Annotated in this window: 20 protein-coding genes and 1 riboswitch; all 20 genes read right to left on the bottom strand. The window is 43.0% G+C overall.

Translation table 11 applies throughout. From position 1 onward, the window contains the following. Window positions 1-5: 5 nt before the first annotated feature. The 20 genes from atpE (A3KS_RS0101655) to A3KS_RS0101555 all read right to left on the bottom strand — a co-directional run bounded on the left by atpE (A3KS_RS0101655) (window position 6) and on the right by A3KS_RS0101555 (window position 17135). Window positions 6-257, bottom strand: coding sequence for an ATP synthase F0 subunit C (atpE, locus tag A3KS_RS0101655; RefSeq protein WP_026393412.1), 252 nt, complete (start codon window positions 255-257; stop codon window positions 6-8). A 49-nt stretch (window positions 258-306) separates the two neighbouring features. After that, window positions 307-558 carry an ATP synthase F0 subunit C gene (gene atpE, locus A3KS_RS0101650; protein ID WP_026393412.1) on the bottom strand — a complete coding sequence of 84 codons (252 nt, stop codon included), beginning with the start codon at window positions 556-558 and terminating at the stop codon, window positions 307-309. 71 nt (window positions 559-629) lie between these two features. Beyond that, on the bottom strand, window positions 630-932 hold the full coding sequence (gene atpE / locus A3KS_RS19720) for an ATP synthase F0 subunit C (protein WP_026393411.1): 303 nt from the start codon (window positions 930-932) through the stop codon (window positions 630-632). A 24-nt stretch (window positions 933-956) separates the two neighbouring features. Continuing rightward, window positions 957-1619 carry a F0F1 ATP synthase subunit A gene (gene atpB, locus A3KS_RS0101640; protein WP_026393410.1) on the bottom strand — a complete coding sequence of 221 codons (663 nt, stop codon included), beginning with the start codon at window positions 1617-1619 and terminating at the stop codon, window positions 957-959. Window positions 1620-1683: 64 nt separating this feature from the next. Further along, window positions 1684-2085, bottom strand: a complete 402-nt coding sequence (locus A3KS_RS22230; protein ID WP_051355589.1) for an ATP synthase subunit I — start codon at window positions 2083-2085, stop codon at window positions 1684-1686. Further along, entirely contained in the window at window positions 2063-2404 is a 342-nt protein-coding gene (locus A3KS_RS22225) for an AtpZ/AtpI family protein (RefSeq protein ID WP_051355588.1), read from the bottom strand. The genes A3KS_RS22230 and A3KS_RS22225 overlap by 23 nt, the downstream gene beginning before the upstream one ends. Before the next feature lie 178 nt (window positions 2405-2582). Then, entirely contained in the window at window positions 2583-3032 is a 450-nt protein-coding gene (gene rpiB, locus A3KS_RS0101625) for a ribose 5-phosphate isomerase B (protein WP_026393409.1), read from the bottom strand. Window positions 3033-3051: 19 nt separating this feature from the next. Further along, complete coding sequence (locus A3KS_RS0101620) at window positions 3052-4098, bottom strand: L-threonylcarbamoyladenylate synthase (protein WP_026393408.1); 1047 nt, start codon at window positions 4096-4098, stop codon at window positions 3052-3054. A 43-nt stretch (window positions 4099-4141) separates the two neighbouring features. Next, on the bottom strand, window positions 4142-5575 hold the full coding sequence (locus A3KS_RS0101615; RefSeq protein WP_026393407.1) for a nicotinate phosphoribosyltransferase: 1434 nt from the start codon (window positions 5573-5575) through the stop codon (window positions 4142-4144). A gap of 256 nt (window positions 5576-5831) precedes the next feature. Beyond that, window positions 5832-6263, bottom strand: a complete 432-nt coding sequence (locus A3KS_RS19705) for an arsenic metallochaperone ArsD family protein (RefSeq protein ID WP_051355587.1) — start codon at window positions 6261-6263, stop codon at window positions 5832-5834. 365 nt (window positions 6264-6628) lie between these two features. Next, window positions 6629-7141, bottom strand: coding sequence for a PilW family protein (locus tag A3KS_RS0101600; RefSeq protein ID WP_026393406.1), 513 nt, complete (start codon window positions 7139-7141; stop codon window positions 6629-6631). Further along, window positions 7138-7554 carry a type IV pilus modification PilV family protein gene (locus A3KS_RS0101595; RefSeq protein WP_026393405.1) on the bottom strand — a complete coding sequence of 139 codons (417 nt, stop codon included), beginning with the start codon at window positions 7552-7554 and terminating at the stop codon, window positions 7138-7140. Before A3KS_RS0101595 ends, A3KS_RS0101600 begins: the two co-directional genes overlap by 4 nt. 12 nt (window positions 7555-7566) lie before the next feature. After that, the gene (locus tag A3KS_RS0101590) at window positions 7567-9849 is read right to left on the bottom strand and encodes a hypothetical protein (protein ID WP_026393404.1); all 2283 of its coding nucleotides are present in this window, start codon (window positions 9847-9849) and stop codon (window positions 7567-7569) included. Window positions 9850-9960: 111 nt separating this feature from the next. Then, window positions 9961-10782: a hypothetical protein gene (locus A3KS_RS0101585; protein WP_026393403.1), complete on the bottom strand. Its 822-nt coding sequence runs from the start codon at window positions 10780-10782 to the stop codon at window positions 9961-9963. Further along, window positions 10779-12311, bottom strand: coding sequence for a type IV pilus biogenesis protein PilM (gene pilM, locus A3KS_RS0101580; RefSeq protein WP_026393402.1), 1533 nt, complete (start codon window positions 12309-12311; stop codon window positions 10779-10781). Before pilM ends, A3KS_RS0101585 begins: the two co-directional genes overlap by 4 nt. 11 nt (window positions 12312-12322) lie before the next feature. After that, complete coding sequence (locus A3KS_RS0101575) at window positions 12323-13507, bottom strand: type II secretion system F family protein (protein WP_026393401.1); 1185 nt, start codon at window positions 13505-13507, stop codon at window positions 12323-12325. A 33-nt stretch (window positions 13508-13540) separates the two neighbouring features. Continuing rightward, window positions 13541-14305 carry a prepilin peptidase gene (locus A3KS_RS0101570; RefSeq protein WP_035354893.1) on the bottom strand — a complete coding sequence of 255 codons (765 nt, stop codon included), beginning with the start codon at window positions 14303-14305 and terminating at the stop codon, window positions 13541-13543. A 58-nt stretch (window positions 14306-14363) separates the two neighbouring features. Continuing rightward, the gene (locus tag A3KS_RS0101565) at window positions 14364-14762 is read right to left on the bottom strand and encodes a hypothetical protein (RefSeq protein ID WP_026393399.1); all 399 of its coding nucleotides are present in this window, start codon (window positions 14760-14762) and stop codon (window positions 14364-14366) included. Window positions 14763-15079: 317 nt separating this feature from the next. Continuing rightward, window positions 15080-15646 carry a type II secretion system protein gene (locus A3KS_RS22220; RefSeq protein WP_051355586.1) on the bottom strand — a complete coding sequence of 189 codons (567 nt, stop codon included), beginning with the start codon at window positions 15644-15646 and terminating at the stop codon, window positions 15080-15082. A gap of 174 nt (window positions 15647-15820) precedes the next feature. Continuing rightward, window positions 15821-15926, bottom strand: a riboswitch (cyclic di-GMP riboswitch). Window positions 15927-16079: 153 nt separating this feature from the next. Then, complete coding sequence (locus A3KS_RS0101555; protein ID WP_026393398.1) at window positions 16080-17135, bottom strand: type IV pilus twitching motility protein PilT; 1056 nt, start codon at window positions 17133-17135, stop codon at window positions 16080-16082. Between the last annotated feature and the right edge of the window lie 11 nt (window positions 17136-17146).

The following is a 17146-nucleotide window of genomic DNA, read 5'->3' as shown; positions in this document are numbered from 1 at the left end:
ACCTATTAACCGAGAAAAGGATTAGCAAAGAGTAAAATCAGTGCAACAATCAAACCGTAGATACCAGTGGTTTCAGCAACCGCTGCACCTAAAAGCATGGTTCTGACGATGTCACTTTGTGCTTCTGGCTGACGTCCAACCGCTTCCGCACCTTTACCAGCTGCAAAACCCTGACCAATACCAGGTCCTACCCCAGCGATCATAGCAATACCGGCACCAATAGCTGAGCATGCTTTAATAAAATCTAAACCTTCCATTTGTGTATCTTCCTCCTAATTTCAACCGAAATTTATAATTAATTTTTAATTAACCAAGAAATGGGTTTGCAAATAATAAGATCAATGCAACAATCAACCCATAAATACCAGTGGTTTCAGCAACCGCTGCACCAAGAAGCATGGTTCTGACGATGTCACTTTGTGCTTCCGGTTGACGACCTACGGCTTCTGCCCCTTTACCGGCGGCAAAACCCTGACCAATACCAGGTCCTACCCCAGCGATCATCGCAATACCAGCACCAATGGCTGAACACGCTTTAATAAAATCTAAACCTTCCATAATTAAACGTTCCTCCTAAAAATTTCCTTCCCACTAAAAGGGATTCGTAGTGATTAAAATCAATACGACGATTAACCCATAAAGGGATTCGCAAAGAGTAGAATCAATGCGACGATGAGCCCATAAATACCAGTGGTTTCAGCAACTGCTGCACCCAGTAGCATTGTTCGAATAATATCACTTTGGGAATCGGGCCGAATTCCCACTGCTTCTGCGCCTTTACCGGCGGCAAATCCCTGACCGATACCAGGTCCTACCCCAGCGATCATGGCAGTCCCTGCACCAATGGCTGAAAATGCTTTAATCACATCAATGCCATCAAACTGACCGAGAAACTGCAATAAAAAATCTACAATATTCGCATCACCAATCATACCGTTTCCTCCCTTTCTCCCTCATTAATCCATAGCCCCAGAAATAAACACCATGGATAGCATTGTAAAGATAAAGCTTTGCAATAATCCTGAGAAGATATCAAAGTAGAAATGGAACGGAACAGGAATTACAATCGGAAAGAAATACAATCCTGCTAACGCCGAATACAGTAGTGCCATAATGATACCGCCTCCCAGCAGGTTTCCGAAAAGACGGAAAGACAGGGAAACCGGATTGGCGAATTCTCCAATTATATTAATTGGCAGCAAGAACGGCATTGGCTCAAGGAAACCCTTGAGGTAGCCTCCCAATCCCTTTGATTTTAAACCAAAGAACTGGGTCATAAAGAATGTCATCAAAGCCAGGCCAACTGTACAGTTTAGATCGGCTGTTGGAGATCTCAGACCATAGATTCCAGCAGTGTTTGCAAACGCAAGAAACATAATCAGAGCAAGCATCCAAGGAGCAAACTTCATCTTATCTTTTCCCATCGTTTGTCCGACTAAACCATCCATAACCGTGACAATGGTTTCAGCAATGACTTGGGCTTTTCCTGGACGCTTTTGCATATTTTTTGTCAAAATAGCACACACAACCAGAATCATCACCATGATGATCCAGGTGTTCACAAGAGTTTGTGTGATTGGCATTCCGAAGAGATACCCGTAAATTTTTGGGCCTTCCATTGTTTTTTCACCTCATTGTCCAGGCGTTTTAAATTTTTAAAGCGCCTATTGTGTTTTTGGATTTTTACGCCTCATTTATCAAGACGTTTTTTTTTGATACTGTTGTATTGATTAAAACTGAAATTTTTACAGCAACCAACCCAAGCAAAACACCAATGATGTTTACCCAGGGATTAATAATTGCCACATATATAACAACACCGGTTATTAAGTATCTCAAAAAATATCTGGTCTGAACATATTTTTGAGCCCTCGCCGATGGCATTTTCATTGCTTTGTCAAAGGTTAATTGCATTAATCTGAAATTGAGAATGCTGTAAGCGCCACCAAAGAGAACGCCCAGCGCAAACGCCAGTGGATCTTCTGCTAAGAAACTGAACAGCATCAAACCCAGGCTGACCAACCCGCCATAAATGATTATTTTTGTTTCCAAAGATAACTTGTCAAAAATCTGTATCGTTTTCATGATCCTCATCTTCCTTTTTTATCTGATCTCGATATTCTTGCGCACGTTTTTTTTCAGCCGCCCGATCTTCATCAGTTTTATTTGTTTCGTTTATTTTCTGGGCCTGTTCATTCAGCCGCAGGGGAATTACATACATATTTCGCAAACCAGCCATAACCCCCAGCACAGCCAAAATAATCACCACCATGTTGCCGGTATGAAAATAGAAGTCCAGAACTTTGCCAATGAAAATCATAATCCCTACCGGTACGAGCACCGAAATCCCAATCTGCGAGATCATTGCCAGGTACTTATAAGGCTTCTCCTTTTCGCTTTTCATCCAATACTCCATTTTTCAAATAATTTTTTGTTGTAAATCGATACTTTTTTGTCATTCAATTTGTTAATTATTCTACAACCTAAACGAAAAAACTAATATTTATCTTTTCTCGTGAAATCTTTTACATATAGTATCACAATTCTATAGACTTGTATATACAGCAATTCTGTTTTTTTTGCTATTTTGAATATTTTTTTTCGATGGCCGTAATCCCATCAATACGCCGTTGGTGGCGGTCTCCGCCAAACTCAGTTTCCAGCCAGATTTTGACAATCCGCATCGCCAAACCCTCGCCTAACACTCGGGCGCCCAACACCAGAACATTCGCATCATTGTGCTCTCTTGACATTTCAGCCATAAACTCATTGGTGCACAAAGCCCCCCGGATACCCGGAACCTTGTTAACCGCCATCGAAATCCCCAACCCAGTTCCGCAAATCGCGATCCCCCGGTCACAGTCTCCAAAGCTGACTGCTTCCCCAACCCGTTGCCCATAAATGGGATAGTCGCAGGAATCAGTTGTAGCGGTTCCGAAGTCAACGACCTCGTGACCTTGTTCTATTAAAAACGGTTTAATGACTTCTTTTAAAGCCAGTCCGCCATGATCTGAACCAATTGCAATTTTCATTTTTTATTTTCCTTCCTATTTATATAAAGGCATAACCGGCGGCTTTATAGAGCCGGTTGATTAAGGCCAAGGTTTCATTATTCAGTGGAATATCTTCCGCGTATATTCTTTCAACCCCAAGTTCATCAAAGGTCCGGAGCCGGGAAAAGAGATTTTTTGACATTTCCTTGGGATCATTCCGACTGCCCAGTGAAAGGATAAAACCTTCTCGATAAAAGTCCATCGTTTCATCACTTGCCAATACCCCAATTGTCATTGGTTTACCTTTGTGATGAGACAGGGCTCTGGTGATTTTTTCGCGGATCTCTTCCGGCGCGCCCTTAACCACGACCAGTTCACCCTTGGGTGAATAATGGGTGTATTTCATCCCGGGAGACGAAACCTTCTCAGGCACCACGTTCTGGGTCACATTAGAGGAGACCTCCACGTCACCCAAAACCTCCCGCAGTTCGGCCAGGGTGATATCTCCCGGCCTCAGCACCACCGGTGGTTCGACCGTCATATCAATCACTGTCGATTCCAGACCCAGTTCGGCGTCTGACGATAAAATCATCCCGTCGACCCGCCCATCCAGATCCTCAAGGACATGTTTTCCCTGGGTGGGACTGGGCCGGCCTGATCGATTGGCACTGGGTGCGGCAATTGGGCATCCCGCCATTTTGATAAACGCCTGGGCAATGGGATGATCCGGAAAGCGAACCCCCACCGTATTCAACCCACCGGTTACCTCAGCTGGAATGGTGACCGCTTTTTCCATAATAATTGTCAAAGGTCCTGGCCAAAATACTTTCATTAGTATCTCAGCCTTTGCTGGAATATTGGCAACCAATGGCTTCACCTCATCCAAACCGGCGATGTGGACAATCAACGGATTATCATCCGGTCTGCCCTTGGCCGCAAATATCTTTTTAATCGCCTGGGGATTCATCGCATCGGCTCCCAGACCATAAACCGTTTCGGTGGGAAACACAACTGTTCCCCCGGCTCTAATCAGACTGGCAGCGGCTTCTAAGTCACTTAACGCTACCTCATCAAGAACTTCTATATTAACTATTTTTGTCTTCATTTTTGTTTCCATTTTTCTTAATCAGTTATAACCCACTATATCTTCATTCAGCCTCACTTAATAACTGTTGTTTCAAAGCCCACAAGTTTTCAGATAAATCGACATGATAAACATGGGGATTGACCATTCGCTTAAACGCTGGCCATAAGCTGTCTTTTTCGTCTCTTAAGTGTTGCTGAATTTCTGAGATGGTCGGTGCTTGATAAACGCATTTCCCATCAATAAAAATCGGCACCAGCAGTTCACGGATATAATAATCAGTAATGATCCGTTTTTTCCAGGTATGAACTGGATGAAAAATGGTCAGTGGTTCGGTTTCATTAATCATTTCTTCTTCCAGCGTAATTAAATCCGCCAGAGCCATCCCGTTGCTTTTGCCATAGATGCGAAAGATTTTCTTGTATCCGGGGTTGGTGATCTTTTCCGGGTCGTTAGATACCTTCAGCTTCGATTTGCCGGAGATCACCGACAGTTTATAAACCCCACCCAAAGCTGGGCAATCATAGGCCGTGATCAGCTTGGTCCCAACCCCCCAGGAATTGATTTTAGCCCCCTGACTCTTTAAATCCTTAATCAGATGTTCATCGAGATCCGAGGATGCTACAATCCCGGCTTCCTGCAAACCCGCCTCATCCAGCATTTTTCTGGCCTCAATACTAAAATAAGCCAGATCTCCCGAATCGATCCGAATCCCATAGCGACCGGTAATCGCACCTTCGGCCAGGGCTTTTTTAAAAACCTTAATGGCGTTGGGGACACCCTTTTCCAGGGTGTTATAGGTATCCACTAAAAGGGTGGCATTATCCGGATTGTATTTTACATATTTTTCAAAAGCTTCCAACTCGGTATCATAACTGAGAATAAAACTATGACTCATGGTTCCCATGGCCGGCCGATCCAGCATTGCTTCGGTTTCCACCACACTGGTTCCGGCACAACCGCCGATAACCGCGGCCCGGGCGCCATAAAATCCGGCTTCTGTGCCGTGAGCGCGGCGCAAACCAAACTCCATGACCACATCCCCACGGGCTTCTTCAATGATCCGGGATGCCTTGGTGGCGATCAGCGTCTGATGATTAACAATACTCAGAATGGTGGTTTCCACTATCTGGGCTTGAATCAGTGGTGCTTTGACTCGAATAATCGGTTCCATCGGAAAAATAATGCTTCCTTCCGGAATGGCAAAAATTTCCCCTTCGAATTTGAAGTTCTCCAGATAAGCTAAAAAAGCAGGTGAAAATTCAGGATGATTCTTTTTCAGTAAGGCCGTATCTTCCTTGGTAAAGCGGATGCCATTGACATATTCAATAACCTGCTCTAACCCGGCAACAACGGTGTAGCCTCCCTCAAAAGGGTTATTTCTAATAAAAACATCAAACACAGCTTCTTCATTTTCCTTACCATCTTGGACGTATACATTTCCCATGGTAAATTGATATAAATCCGTTGCTAGTTGAAGCTTTCGGTCAAATTGCATACTAAATTCTCCTTCTTTTCACATTGCATATTATTCTACCACTTTATTAGAGTAAAATACAAACTTTTTCAATATAAATATTTGTATGCGGTTCCCGGTTTTTCCCGGTATTTTACACTCTTTTTCGTGAAATCCTTTGCTAATATTCTCCTTGTTAATAATTATACAATTGCGATAATAAATTCTTGTGGTAATTTCTGGCAAAAAAAAGAAATGCTCTCGCATTTCATATTTTTTTACGAATAATTTTACCTGATTAGCCGCAGCTATTGCAATCACCGGTACAATCATCGTCATCACAGTCGTTATCTTTAACGTCGTCACTAAAACCAAATAAAACCGTTTTATCCCGTTTTTCCCGTTCCGCATAGATCTCCAGATCGCCCCAGGGCAGTCCTGCCCATTTGGCCAAGGCAAAATCACTCGGATACTTTTCCATCATCTCGATCTTTCCATCCACAATAGTCAGCGGCAGACAATCGATGCCTTTGGTGGCAATGGCTTCTTTTACCACAAAACTATCCATAAAGGCTGGCATATCGTCCATCACGTTATACCGGGTCACCGAAACGCCCCGTTCTCTTAAATCCTGTACCATTCGTTCAATCCGGATTAAATCAGCCTCGATCATCGGATCGCAGACTCCACCAGCGCAACCGGCCGGTTCATATATTTCTACTTTTTTCATTATTGCCTCCTACAATTATTTTCAGACAGTCACATTCTTTGTCATCATTATAATTGATACTCCTTTAAAATGCTATTAAATTTGATGCCGATGTACGTGAGCTGTCTGTCGTTACTCTAACGGCATGCTGATTATTACTCATGTTAAAAAAGATGAACTAGCCTTCTCGGAAGAATACTTGCAGATTTAATTGGTCAAGGCTACTCTGGAGAAAACATACTTTCCGAGTCTTAAAAAACGACTCTTCCGGTTCGGCCGGGGTAAAACCCTTTTTCACCATTTACCTCCTTTTAAAACCAGGTTTTCAATCATTTTAGGTATTTTCTACCAAATCACTATTTGATTCAAGTCAGACTTCTAAAATATTAAGGGATCGCAAATGTAACAACAAGATATCTCGGCAACTCTTGATTTAAATTGCCATTCACAAATTTATCATGTTTAAAGCCCGGATTATTAAAATTATTTAAAACTATCCCGCCACTCAAAATTGACATTGAACTATTTTTAGGAATCAATTTATAAGACATTGTGTCACCAACTATTACCAATTGAATATCTTTGACTTGATCTGAAACGTATCCCCCAGGATCAACGTTACATCCACCTGTTTCATTGAAACCGATACTATAATCACCACCTGATGTTTGAGATACACTGATTTCTATTGCTTTAGCTAGTGAATTTTGTAATTCAGTCTCCACATTTGTGATGCTCTTTTGCTTATACGAAATTCCCTCGCCTTGAATATAAAGCTTTTGAGACATCAGAAAAACCGACATCACCGTAAATATCAATATTCCCGAGATAAGCAATGACACAAGTAATTCCACCAGGGTAAAACCATTTTCACCACGGGATTTGAACTGATTTTTCATACAAAATCACCGCCATCTGAGAACGGTTTATCTTTATTCTTATTATTATAAAATTTAGCTAGTGCAGCAAGATCAACATAAGACTCACCATTATTATAATACACCCGTATACTGATATCATAAACTATCTTTTCAGCTATTGTGTTACTATTTACAGTGATATCGACATCATGTCCTTCGATTGAATCTGGATAACTTCCGGGCGTTTCTCCCGCTTCGAACGCTGCAATCATTTTATCAACCTGATCTTGCCCGATTGCCGCCGCATTGTTTTTACTGTCTGTAAAGACAATCATTTTTTGTCCATACAGCAAAGCACCAACAATTGAAACTAGAATTATCATAATAATCGCAGTTGACACAACTGTTTCGATCAGGGTAATTCCATCATTGTTTTTTAAAATCTTATTCATGATGCCTCCCCTTTAATAATATTTCTCAGTTCCCTGTTTATTTTTCCCTGATGGATCATCAGGGTCAACCGGGTCATCTGGATCATCTGAAGACCACGCAATGGAAACACTTGGTTCTGTTGGATTTAATAATGTTACCGCCAAGGGGAGCCATTCTGGTGAATTATTATATGTTAATGGTTCAAGTGGAAGATCTTCCAATTTATTACCTGTAACGGCTTGATATTTCCCCGGCTTGATTGTACGATCGGTCTCCCAGTCTTTAAATATTAACTGATCGGGATAGAAATAAAAATCCGTACCAGTTCCATCGGTTTTTCCCGAGTATTTTAATTGAGTTTTCTTTTTAATATCTCCTCCGCTATTAGATAAATAAATGCTATCTGACTTCACATTGAGCGTCAAAGTTGGCGGATTATCATATTTTAAAATCACCGGACTACCTAAAATAATTTTTTCGGCACCGGTCATATTAACTGTTGAATTATACTGTTCATAGCCATTAAATCTGGCTTTCAGTGTTCCATTGCCACTAATATTCATCGATGAATTATCTGCGTAAGTCTTACCAGCAACATCAAGATATTGGGTGTTGATATTCAAGGTTCCGGTCCTATTAACTGTCAAGTTACCTTTTATAACAACATTCTGAGCGTCTAATTCTAATATTGAATTTTGTTTTAAGCCAAAATCACCATTACTCTGAAAGAGTTCAAAGTTTTTAATTTTAACATTATAAGCAATCGATTCTAGCGGAATGATGCCTTCCACAAAAACCTGATTTTTTGAGTTTTGTCTCCCTGTTATTGATATTTGACAATTGTTGGATAAATTAATCTTTCCAGAATAAAAATAAACAATATTCTTAAATTCCTGGTAAGAACCCGATGTGATAGTCGTCATATCACCATGCAACCAGAAGTTTTCACAATCCCAAATAATTCTTGTCGCATTTTTAACCGTTACTGCACTGGGCTTTGTTGTTCTACCAATAGAAATATTTTTCGCTATTAATTTATTAACGGGGTCTGCTGAATTTGTCAAAAAATCAATGTTTCCCCGCACCCAGATATTCCCGCTACAAGTCCAGTTTATTTTAGAACGATCCCCTATTTTGATATCGCCTTTTACATTATCTGTGTAATCACCAACAATAATATTATTGGCACTAATATTAAGCGTTGAATTCGTTCCTCCTAAAGCATTAATTAAAATGTCACCTTTAACCCAAAGTGTATCACATTCGATATTTAAGTTCGTGTTATCATTTATCGTCAGATTCTTATCGAAAATAATTGTTTTCGCTTTAAATGTGTTCGTCTTTCCTGAGCCGTTATTCTGGACATAATTTTGTTTAAACCAAATTGTTTCTGTTTTATTCCTGTCACCTAGATTAAATTCTGCCTGCCATACCCCAGTTGTTGGCATTGGCGCTGTAACGTAAATATTCTTTGCTTTTAAATCAAGTGTTTTTCCATTCTCCCATTGAAATTTGCTGTTATTATCTTTATCCCTGCCGATATCCAGGCTCAAATCGAATCGCTCAACACTGAGCAACCCACCGGAGTCCTCTTTTTCATTTCCTTCACCCTGAATATTGATCTTCACCTTATTCCCGGTAGTATGAATATTTGTATTCTTAGCTCCGGGGTCCTCAATTGGCGGCCCTGAACCGCCTCCAATTCCCGAATCAGCTTGAATTGGAATATCAACTTTATAATTAAGCTCCCGGCGAAGACCTTGAACATCGATATTAAATGTATACACTCGAGAAGCACCTTCACCACTCGCTGTTAGATCACACTTTCCTAGCATTACTTTGACAGTCTCTACTGAAGTATCACTGTTGGTTTTTACAACAAACGACTCCAAATCAGCATTTTCTGTAACACTATTTTTAGTTCCAAAGATCTTCTTGGGATATTCGTTTTCTTTTTCACTAATGAGATTTTCCAACTCTGAGATACGACTTTGCAACGATACAATCAATGACTGATCAGCTGGATTTGCAGGATCAAGTGCATTTTTTTGATTTAGTTTATCAATTTTTTCCAATTGATAACTATTTAATTCTGACATATCATTATTTATAAAAATCTTTCCAAACTCGATCACAGACTTGGCATCCATATACGCCTGTCGACTCTCTACAGTTTTTTGGGTAAAGATAAAATCACTGTTTGCCACAGCCATAAGGGAAAGCACCATAATCATAATAATCACACCAATAATTAGAACAAATGCCAGCGAACTGCCTTTATTATTTTTCGATATTTCTTTTATTCTAATATTCATGGTAATCCTCCACTTAATCCCGTATATTCCTAATAGAGTCCGATTATGTTTTGCTTTTACCTACTTTAATCAATGTCAGTTTAACCTAAAGTGAATCTTCTCGCAATTGCTTTATTTCTCCATCATATAAACCTCAAAGGTCACATTAATCGCCACCTTACCCCCGTCAAGTTTTGTGATTCCGCCGGTGCTGGAGCTGGATGAGTTGGATGAACTGGACGTACTGGTTGAACCTGTTGTAGCGGTTTCTGGGGTAATCTTAAAGGCGGTAATAATCATATCCGGTCTTGCCGCCACGGCATCTAGCAGGCGGTAAAAGTTCGCCTGGGTGCCGGTGAGTTCCATATTTACCACCCCGATCAAGGTGTTGGCGCCTTCGGCACTCGTTACAGAGTCAGGTATTGTCGTGTCTGTGGTTTCTTCCGTATCAGTCGTCTCTGTAGCGGTCGTGTCGGTGATGTCATTATTATTGGTAGTCGTTGTGGTTTCCGCTGTTGTTGTGGTTGTATCGGTCGTGATATTTTCTGTCCCCACGTCCGCCGAGGTCGGTTCATCTGATGTGTAGGGAATAAAGGTCAGCACGCTGCCGATGCCATTACTGGCTACTGATAATACCTTTGGGGCTAAACTGTAATCCAGACACAACTGGGTCAACAGCATATCCAACCCTTCATTAGGCAGCTTCTGGGGGAAAATGGCTTTCATACTAGCCAATGTCACCGTCGCCTCATCCCTGGCTTCCATGGTGGACGGGATGGCGTCAATCGCCATTACCATGGATTCCTGGGTGAACTGCGCCTCCGCGGCCTGATCATTAACCACCTGAAAGCTGCTGTAGCTTGGTAAGATCACAAAATAGATGCCGAAAAAACCAATCACAAAGCACCCTAAAATATAAATTAATAATTTCTCCCGCGTAGTCAATTTTTTCATTGGCTGGCACCTGCTTTCAGGTAAGCATCAGCCGCAAAACTGTAACCCAGTGTGGTGGTTGACGTACTGGTGCTGGTTCCGGTTGTCCCGGTGGATGAGGTACTGGTTGAGGTAGTTGTTTGGGTTGCCGTTACCTGGGAATAGCCGGTATAGTCTACCTGGGTAAAATACCCGGTGGTTTTTAAGCGTTCAATGTAGCGGGCGGCCTCTTTTTCATTGTTTGCGGTTGCCACAATGTGAATAGCCCCATCTATGCCATCATATTCCAGAGAATTTAATGCAATCGCCCCATTTCCCTGGGTAGCGATGGCATTCAACATCACCGACACCAGATCGGGATTACTATTAATCGCCATATTAATGGTCTCAATATTTGATATTTCCGTTTGGATGGCGCTGACCTCCTCCGTCAATTCCTTGGCTTGCATATATTCGGCCTGATTATTGGTATCGCCGATATAGGCATTCATCTCTTCAAGACGTTTTTGAGCACTGTATTTCAGACCAAAGAAAATGCCAAAAATAATCAGACAAACCAGGATCATCGCCCCGGGTATAATCAACGCCTTATATTCAAAAGGCAGATCTTTTTTAACGGCCTTACTTCTTCTGAACGCATCAAAAAGGTTGATCGGCTTCGTTCCAGCAAAAAAGCCAGCAATGGGATAAATAAAATTCCCAAAGTCAAAAGCTTCGTCCATGACAAAACCATTTTTTACATTCGGGGTCTGGGGCATCATAAACAGATTGAGCTCAGGGTCAAAGTTCAGAGCTTTCAAGGCTTCCAGCTCAAACTCATCCAGGCCAGCGTAAAGACTCATGTTAAGCGAGTGTTCCGATTTTTGGGACTTACTGAACTGAATCAGCGACGACAGTTTTCCCGAAAGTTCATCGGCCAGGGCAGCTGTGCCTCTTTCTGATAACAAACGCGAGCGGGTTGAGAAAATATAAATACCGTTTTCAAATAATAGCGAGACCAGATTTTTCCCATCCACAATATTCAGGGCAAAGGTCATGCCTTTGAAATCCCGGGTTGCTGAAACGTATTGAATTAGCGTGTTGAGTCCCACATCGATGCTTTGAATCTGAATTTTCAGGCTGGCAAAAAGTGTGATATAAGACTCTAAAACCCGTTTTTCCACTCCGCAGCAAAAAATATTATGGCCCATAAACCCGGGCATATTGGCATAATCCACCACCAGCTCATCATAGTTTCCGGCATTATCTTCAAATTCCACCGCGGCCAGAGCTGCCAGCTCCCTGGGTTTCAGCTTGGGAACCTCGATGGTTTTGGTGGCAATCAAACTGCTGTCGATGACCAGTTTCATGTTTTTAAAAAGCTTGGGGTTTTCTTTCAATGCCCCGGCAACGGCTTCTTTTACCACCTCTTCGTTGGTAATAACCCCGTTGATCAGTGCCCCGGTTTCCACCGGCAGGGTTTTAAAATTTGATATATTAAGATGACCTTTCTTAATGATCCCCTGAAGGACCTGAATGCCATCATTTGAAAAATAGACGAGTGTCTGCATATAAAGCCTTCCTATCCGATATTTTGGTACAAGGTCATAATGGGGAGCATTACCGATAACATGATGCCACCGACAATCGTCGCCATAATAATAATCATAATCGGTTCAATAAAAGTGACCAGTCGGGTAGTCGCCATTTCGGCTTCGTAGTCAAAGGAATCCGCCACTGATTCCAGCATACTATCGAGATTCCCGGATTCTTCACCAATATAAATGGTTGATACCAGCTTGGCATCAAATCCCTGAATAGTTTGGATCGAAGCTGAAAGGGGTTCGCCGTTGCGCACCTGGTCAATGGCATGGGGAAACTGGGACTGTAGATAGGTATTGCCGATGGTAGAACCACTGATCGTCAAAGCGTTGATCATCGCCAGACCGCTGGAATAAAGCGAGCTTAAGGTTCTGGCAAAACGGGCCGTATAAATAATCTTCATCAGCTTGCCAATTTTTGGTATTTTCAGTTTGAAATGATCCAGCCCCTTTTTAACACTGGGGATTGCAATCAGAAAGCCCCCCAAAACGACCAAAATCAGTGATCCAATAATATAGATATACCAGTAGGTGGTCATCGAATTACTGATATTGATCATAAACTGAGTAATCGCCGGCAGTTCGATCCCTTCAAACAGGGTAAAAAACTGCGGCAGGATCAGGGTGAAAATCAACACCACCACAGCAATAGTGATAAAAAACAGGATCACCGGATAGGTCATCGCACTTTTTATTTTACCGCGAAGCTTGTGCTCCTTTTCGTAGTGATCGGCCATTTTTCGGGCCGTACCCTCCATCTGACCGCTGGCCTCACCGGATTTATACATATTAATCAACAGCTCGGGAAAGGAGCCACCGGTTGATTCCATGGCATAGGACAAGGTGTTACCGCGCTGGATTTCCTGATAGAGAATACCATAAACCTTTTTGATCGCCGGTTTAACATCCCGTTCTTCCATGATTTTAATGGCCCGGATCATCGTGATGCCCGAGGACAGCATACTGGCAATCTGCCGGGAGAAATCGGATAGCTCCATCGGTTTCAGCTTATAGGCCCTATGATGCTCCTGAACCTCGTGGATTTGCAGAGCGAATTCATTATTTTGCCGCAGGGTTCGTCGGACTGTGTCCGCTGATGCCGCCTCCATGGTGCCCTTTATCATTTGCGACTGTAAATTTTTAGCTGTATATTTATAAACCGGCATATGGCCTCCATAATTGACTTTAACTTAACGGTATTATAACCCAAACAGATTAAAATACCACTGTATTATTATATCACCAAACAATAATGCTGTCATGATTCCGATACATAAATAGGGGCCGAAAGCCATGTGTTTATCCTTTGTTTTTTGTACCAGCAGGTAAACTGCCACCGCTCCGCCGAGCAGCAGGCCAATAAAGGCAGCCAACAGGGCATTGCCCCAGCCCAGCATAAACCCGGCTACCGCTATCAGCTTGATATCGCCGCCACCAAAGGCCTCAGGGATAAACAGCGTTAGGATCAACATCGGCAGACTGATGACAAAAATGCCAATCACCCGGGACAGGATCCCGACCTCGGGGAATAAGAAAAAGCTGAGCAAGGCCGGTGCCATCAGGGCAATAACCAAACCGTTGGGAATGATCATAGTGTCAAAATCGATCATCGTGATGCAGATTAAAATGGTGCCGGCTGAGAAGACCACCAGCCACTGAAACGAAAAGCCATACACCGCAAAAATTAAGATCGCGATCAGCCCGGTAAACAATTCAACCAACGGATAGCGGATGGCGATGGGCTTGCCGCAGTCGGCGCATTTCCCCCGCAGCCAGAAATAACTGAACACCGGAATATTGTGATAGCCTTTGATCGGGGCCTGGCAATGAGGACAGAAGGAACGGCCTTTAGTAAAAGAAATTCCCTGGGGCACCCGGTAGATGATCACGTTGAGAAAACTGCCGATGACGATGCCCACAACAAAAACATAAAGGTAGAGGATAAATTGAATCAGTTCGACCATATAAAAGGTTACCTTTCCCAAAACGATTATCAGTGTTGTTTTATTTTTGTTTTAACTTTTATCGCTTATCGCTGGTGACTGTCATCGCTCCCGGAGCATAGCTGGTCACCAAACCATTACGCTGATAGACAATATAATCAATGGTGGCATCGCGGTTTTCGTCGACGACGGTGATGATGGCATCCTGATTTGCTTCTGTTCCGATCAGCTCAAGCAGATCAGCCTGAACCGGCACCCGGTAATCGGCGGCCGCAAATTCAAGGGCTTTGGCCTGAGCGGCCAGATAAACCAGTTTGGCATTGGCGGCATCGGTGGTTTTCCAAAAGCTGGCCACCAGGCCGCCGATGATAATTATTACAATGGCCAGAATAATAATAACGGCTAAAGAAAAACCGCGATCAAAGGTGGCCGGTTCGTTGTTTTCGGGAGGAAACTGGTATTGGCTGATTGGGTTCAAGGGTAACCTCCAGGGGTTTGGGAAGATGTTTGGCTTTGTAATTGATAAAAATGCGTGCTGAAATAAAACAAAATTATTCTATCACTTAATTAAAAGGATTAGCTTAAATCGGTGTAAAAAGTTGGATGTTAAGATTTGTTGTTTGGGAAAACTGCGATGCTGGTTTGTGACATGGTTGAAATAGCTACCGCAACAAAGTTTCTGAACGCAACGAACCCCTGAAATAAAAAATCTCCCCATCCCCGCAAACCCAGTGACGGGTTTGCGCCTGGGAGGGGGAGAAGAACCCTATGGCGCATAGGGTACAGTTAGGTATTTTATGTAGTAGCTTTAGGCAATTTTTCGACTGTGGCATTTCCACTCTCAATAGTTACTTTGTAGCCATCTCTAACATACTCCACTTTCAAAACTTTTCCAGTTGATAAATTAGCGACCGTTGCCAAATCCTCTTGAACAAGTACTGTCCATGCTGCTTCTGAACTTGGCGATCCTGTTTTTGGAACTGTTGTTGGTACTGCCGCTGTACTAATTGTAAAATCTCCGCCTTCTTTTTCACTCAAATATTTGTACATTTGATAGCTTGCTTTAGTATGTCCTGTAGTACCTGCTGTTGTTTGAACTCCAACTTTTGGCGAACTTAAATCTGAAGATAACTCAGCGTCAGTCAATTTAAATGTTGCATTAAATTCAGTAGCAGCCGATTGTGCGGCAACATAAACAGTTCTAGCTTCAGCAACATAAGCTTTTCCTCTAGCATCATTCACAAACCCTAACATCGCCGGTATCGTAAACGCCGCCAGTATCGCCAAGATAACCAACACCACAATAATTTCTACCAGGGTAAACCCTTTTCTGCTTTTCCGTATCCTGTTAATTAATTCCATTTTTCGCTCCTTATTGTTTTTATTTTTAAGCTCTATATGATCATCCGCGCCTGAAGATGATTTATAAATTAAATTTATTATTAAGACGGTTCTATTTTCTCATAGCAGCCATTATTTCATCTTAATAATTTTGTTTTCACAACTTTTGGGGTCAAAAAAAGCCACACTGTTTCGTGTGGCAACTGGCTGTCTTATCGGGCTGGAATTGCTAACCCAATCCGCTGATGTAGACCCTGTAGTTTTGCGTCACAGGGTTTCCCCTGCTTTGCCTTTAATTTTCACATTTCTATATTATCTTAGGTGAAGCGATCTAAAAAGTCAAGTAAATATTTACATTTTACAATGATTTCCTTTACATTTTGTTGACAAGACTTTGTGGTCAACATTAATATCGGCAGTTTTGGTTTTCACTTTAGTCTTTTTCGTCTTTAAACTATCGCCCAAAATACTGATTAAACTCCTGCTTATCACTCGCCCATTCGAGGCCGACCTCGTAGGTGATTTTCTGGTCCCGGACCAGCATCGCCAGATCAGCATTCAGAGTTTTCATGCCATCGCGGCCACCGGTTTGCATCACTGAGGCCAGTTGGTGGGTTTTGTTTTCGCGGATCAGATTCAGCACCGCATCGGTGCCGATCAGTACCTCCAGGGCGGCCATCCGGCCACCGCCGCTGGCTAGCGGCACCAGCTGCTGGGTGACGACCCCTTTTAAAATGCTGGACAGCTGGGTGCGGATCTGCTGCTGGCTGTGGGGCGGAAAGACGTCAATGATTCGGTCAATCGTATTGGCCGCGCCGATGGTATGAAGGGTGGATAAGACCAGATGGCCGGTTTCAGCGGCGGTGACGGCGGCGGAAACGGTTTCGTAGTCCCGCATTTCGCCGACCAGAATGACGTCCGGATCCTCCCGCAATGAAGACCGCAGGGCTGAGGCAAAGGAGCTGGCGTCGACCCCGATTTCGCGCTGATGGACAATGCTGTGCTTGTGTTCGTGCTTGTACTCCACCGGGTCTTCAATGGTTAAAATATGGACCGCCCGATTGGTGTTGATGTAGTCAATCATCGAGGCCAGAGTGGTGGATTTCCCGCTGCCGGTGGGGCCGGTGATCAGAATCAGGCCCCGGGGCTCCGACGCCAGCTTGCGGATAATCGGTGGCAGTTTCAGATCTTCAAAGCTGGGGATGGTATCATTAAGTAGCCGGATCGCGGCGGCATAGCTGCCCTGCTGTTTATAGACGTTGACCCGCTGCCGCAGGCCTTCTGGGGTAACATGGCAAAAATCCAGATCGGTGCCGGACACCAGCAATTTCTGTTCATCGGGGGTCAGCAAGCTGAAAATCAGGTTTTCAATAATCTGCGGATTGTGTTCAAAATCACTTTGATAAAGCTTGCCGTTTTTGCGAAAAACCGGCGGCAGCTCCCGGGATAAATGAATATCCGAACAATCGTTGCGGCGGCCGTAGTTGACCAGATCTAAAAAACTTGTCATAATCCTTCTCC

Origin of the sequence: Acetobacterium malicum subsp. dehalogenans DSM 11527 (assembly GCF_000472665.1) — a bacterium.
GTDB lineage: Bacteria > Bacillota > Clostridia > Eubacteriales > Eubacteriaceae > Acetobacterium > Acetobacterium malicum.
This window is presented reverse-complemented; position numbering and strand designations above follow the sequence as displayed.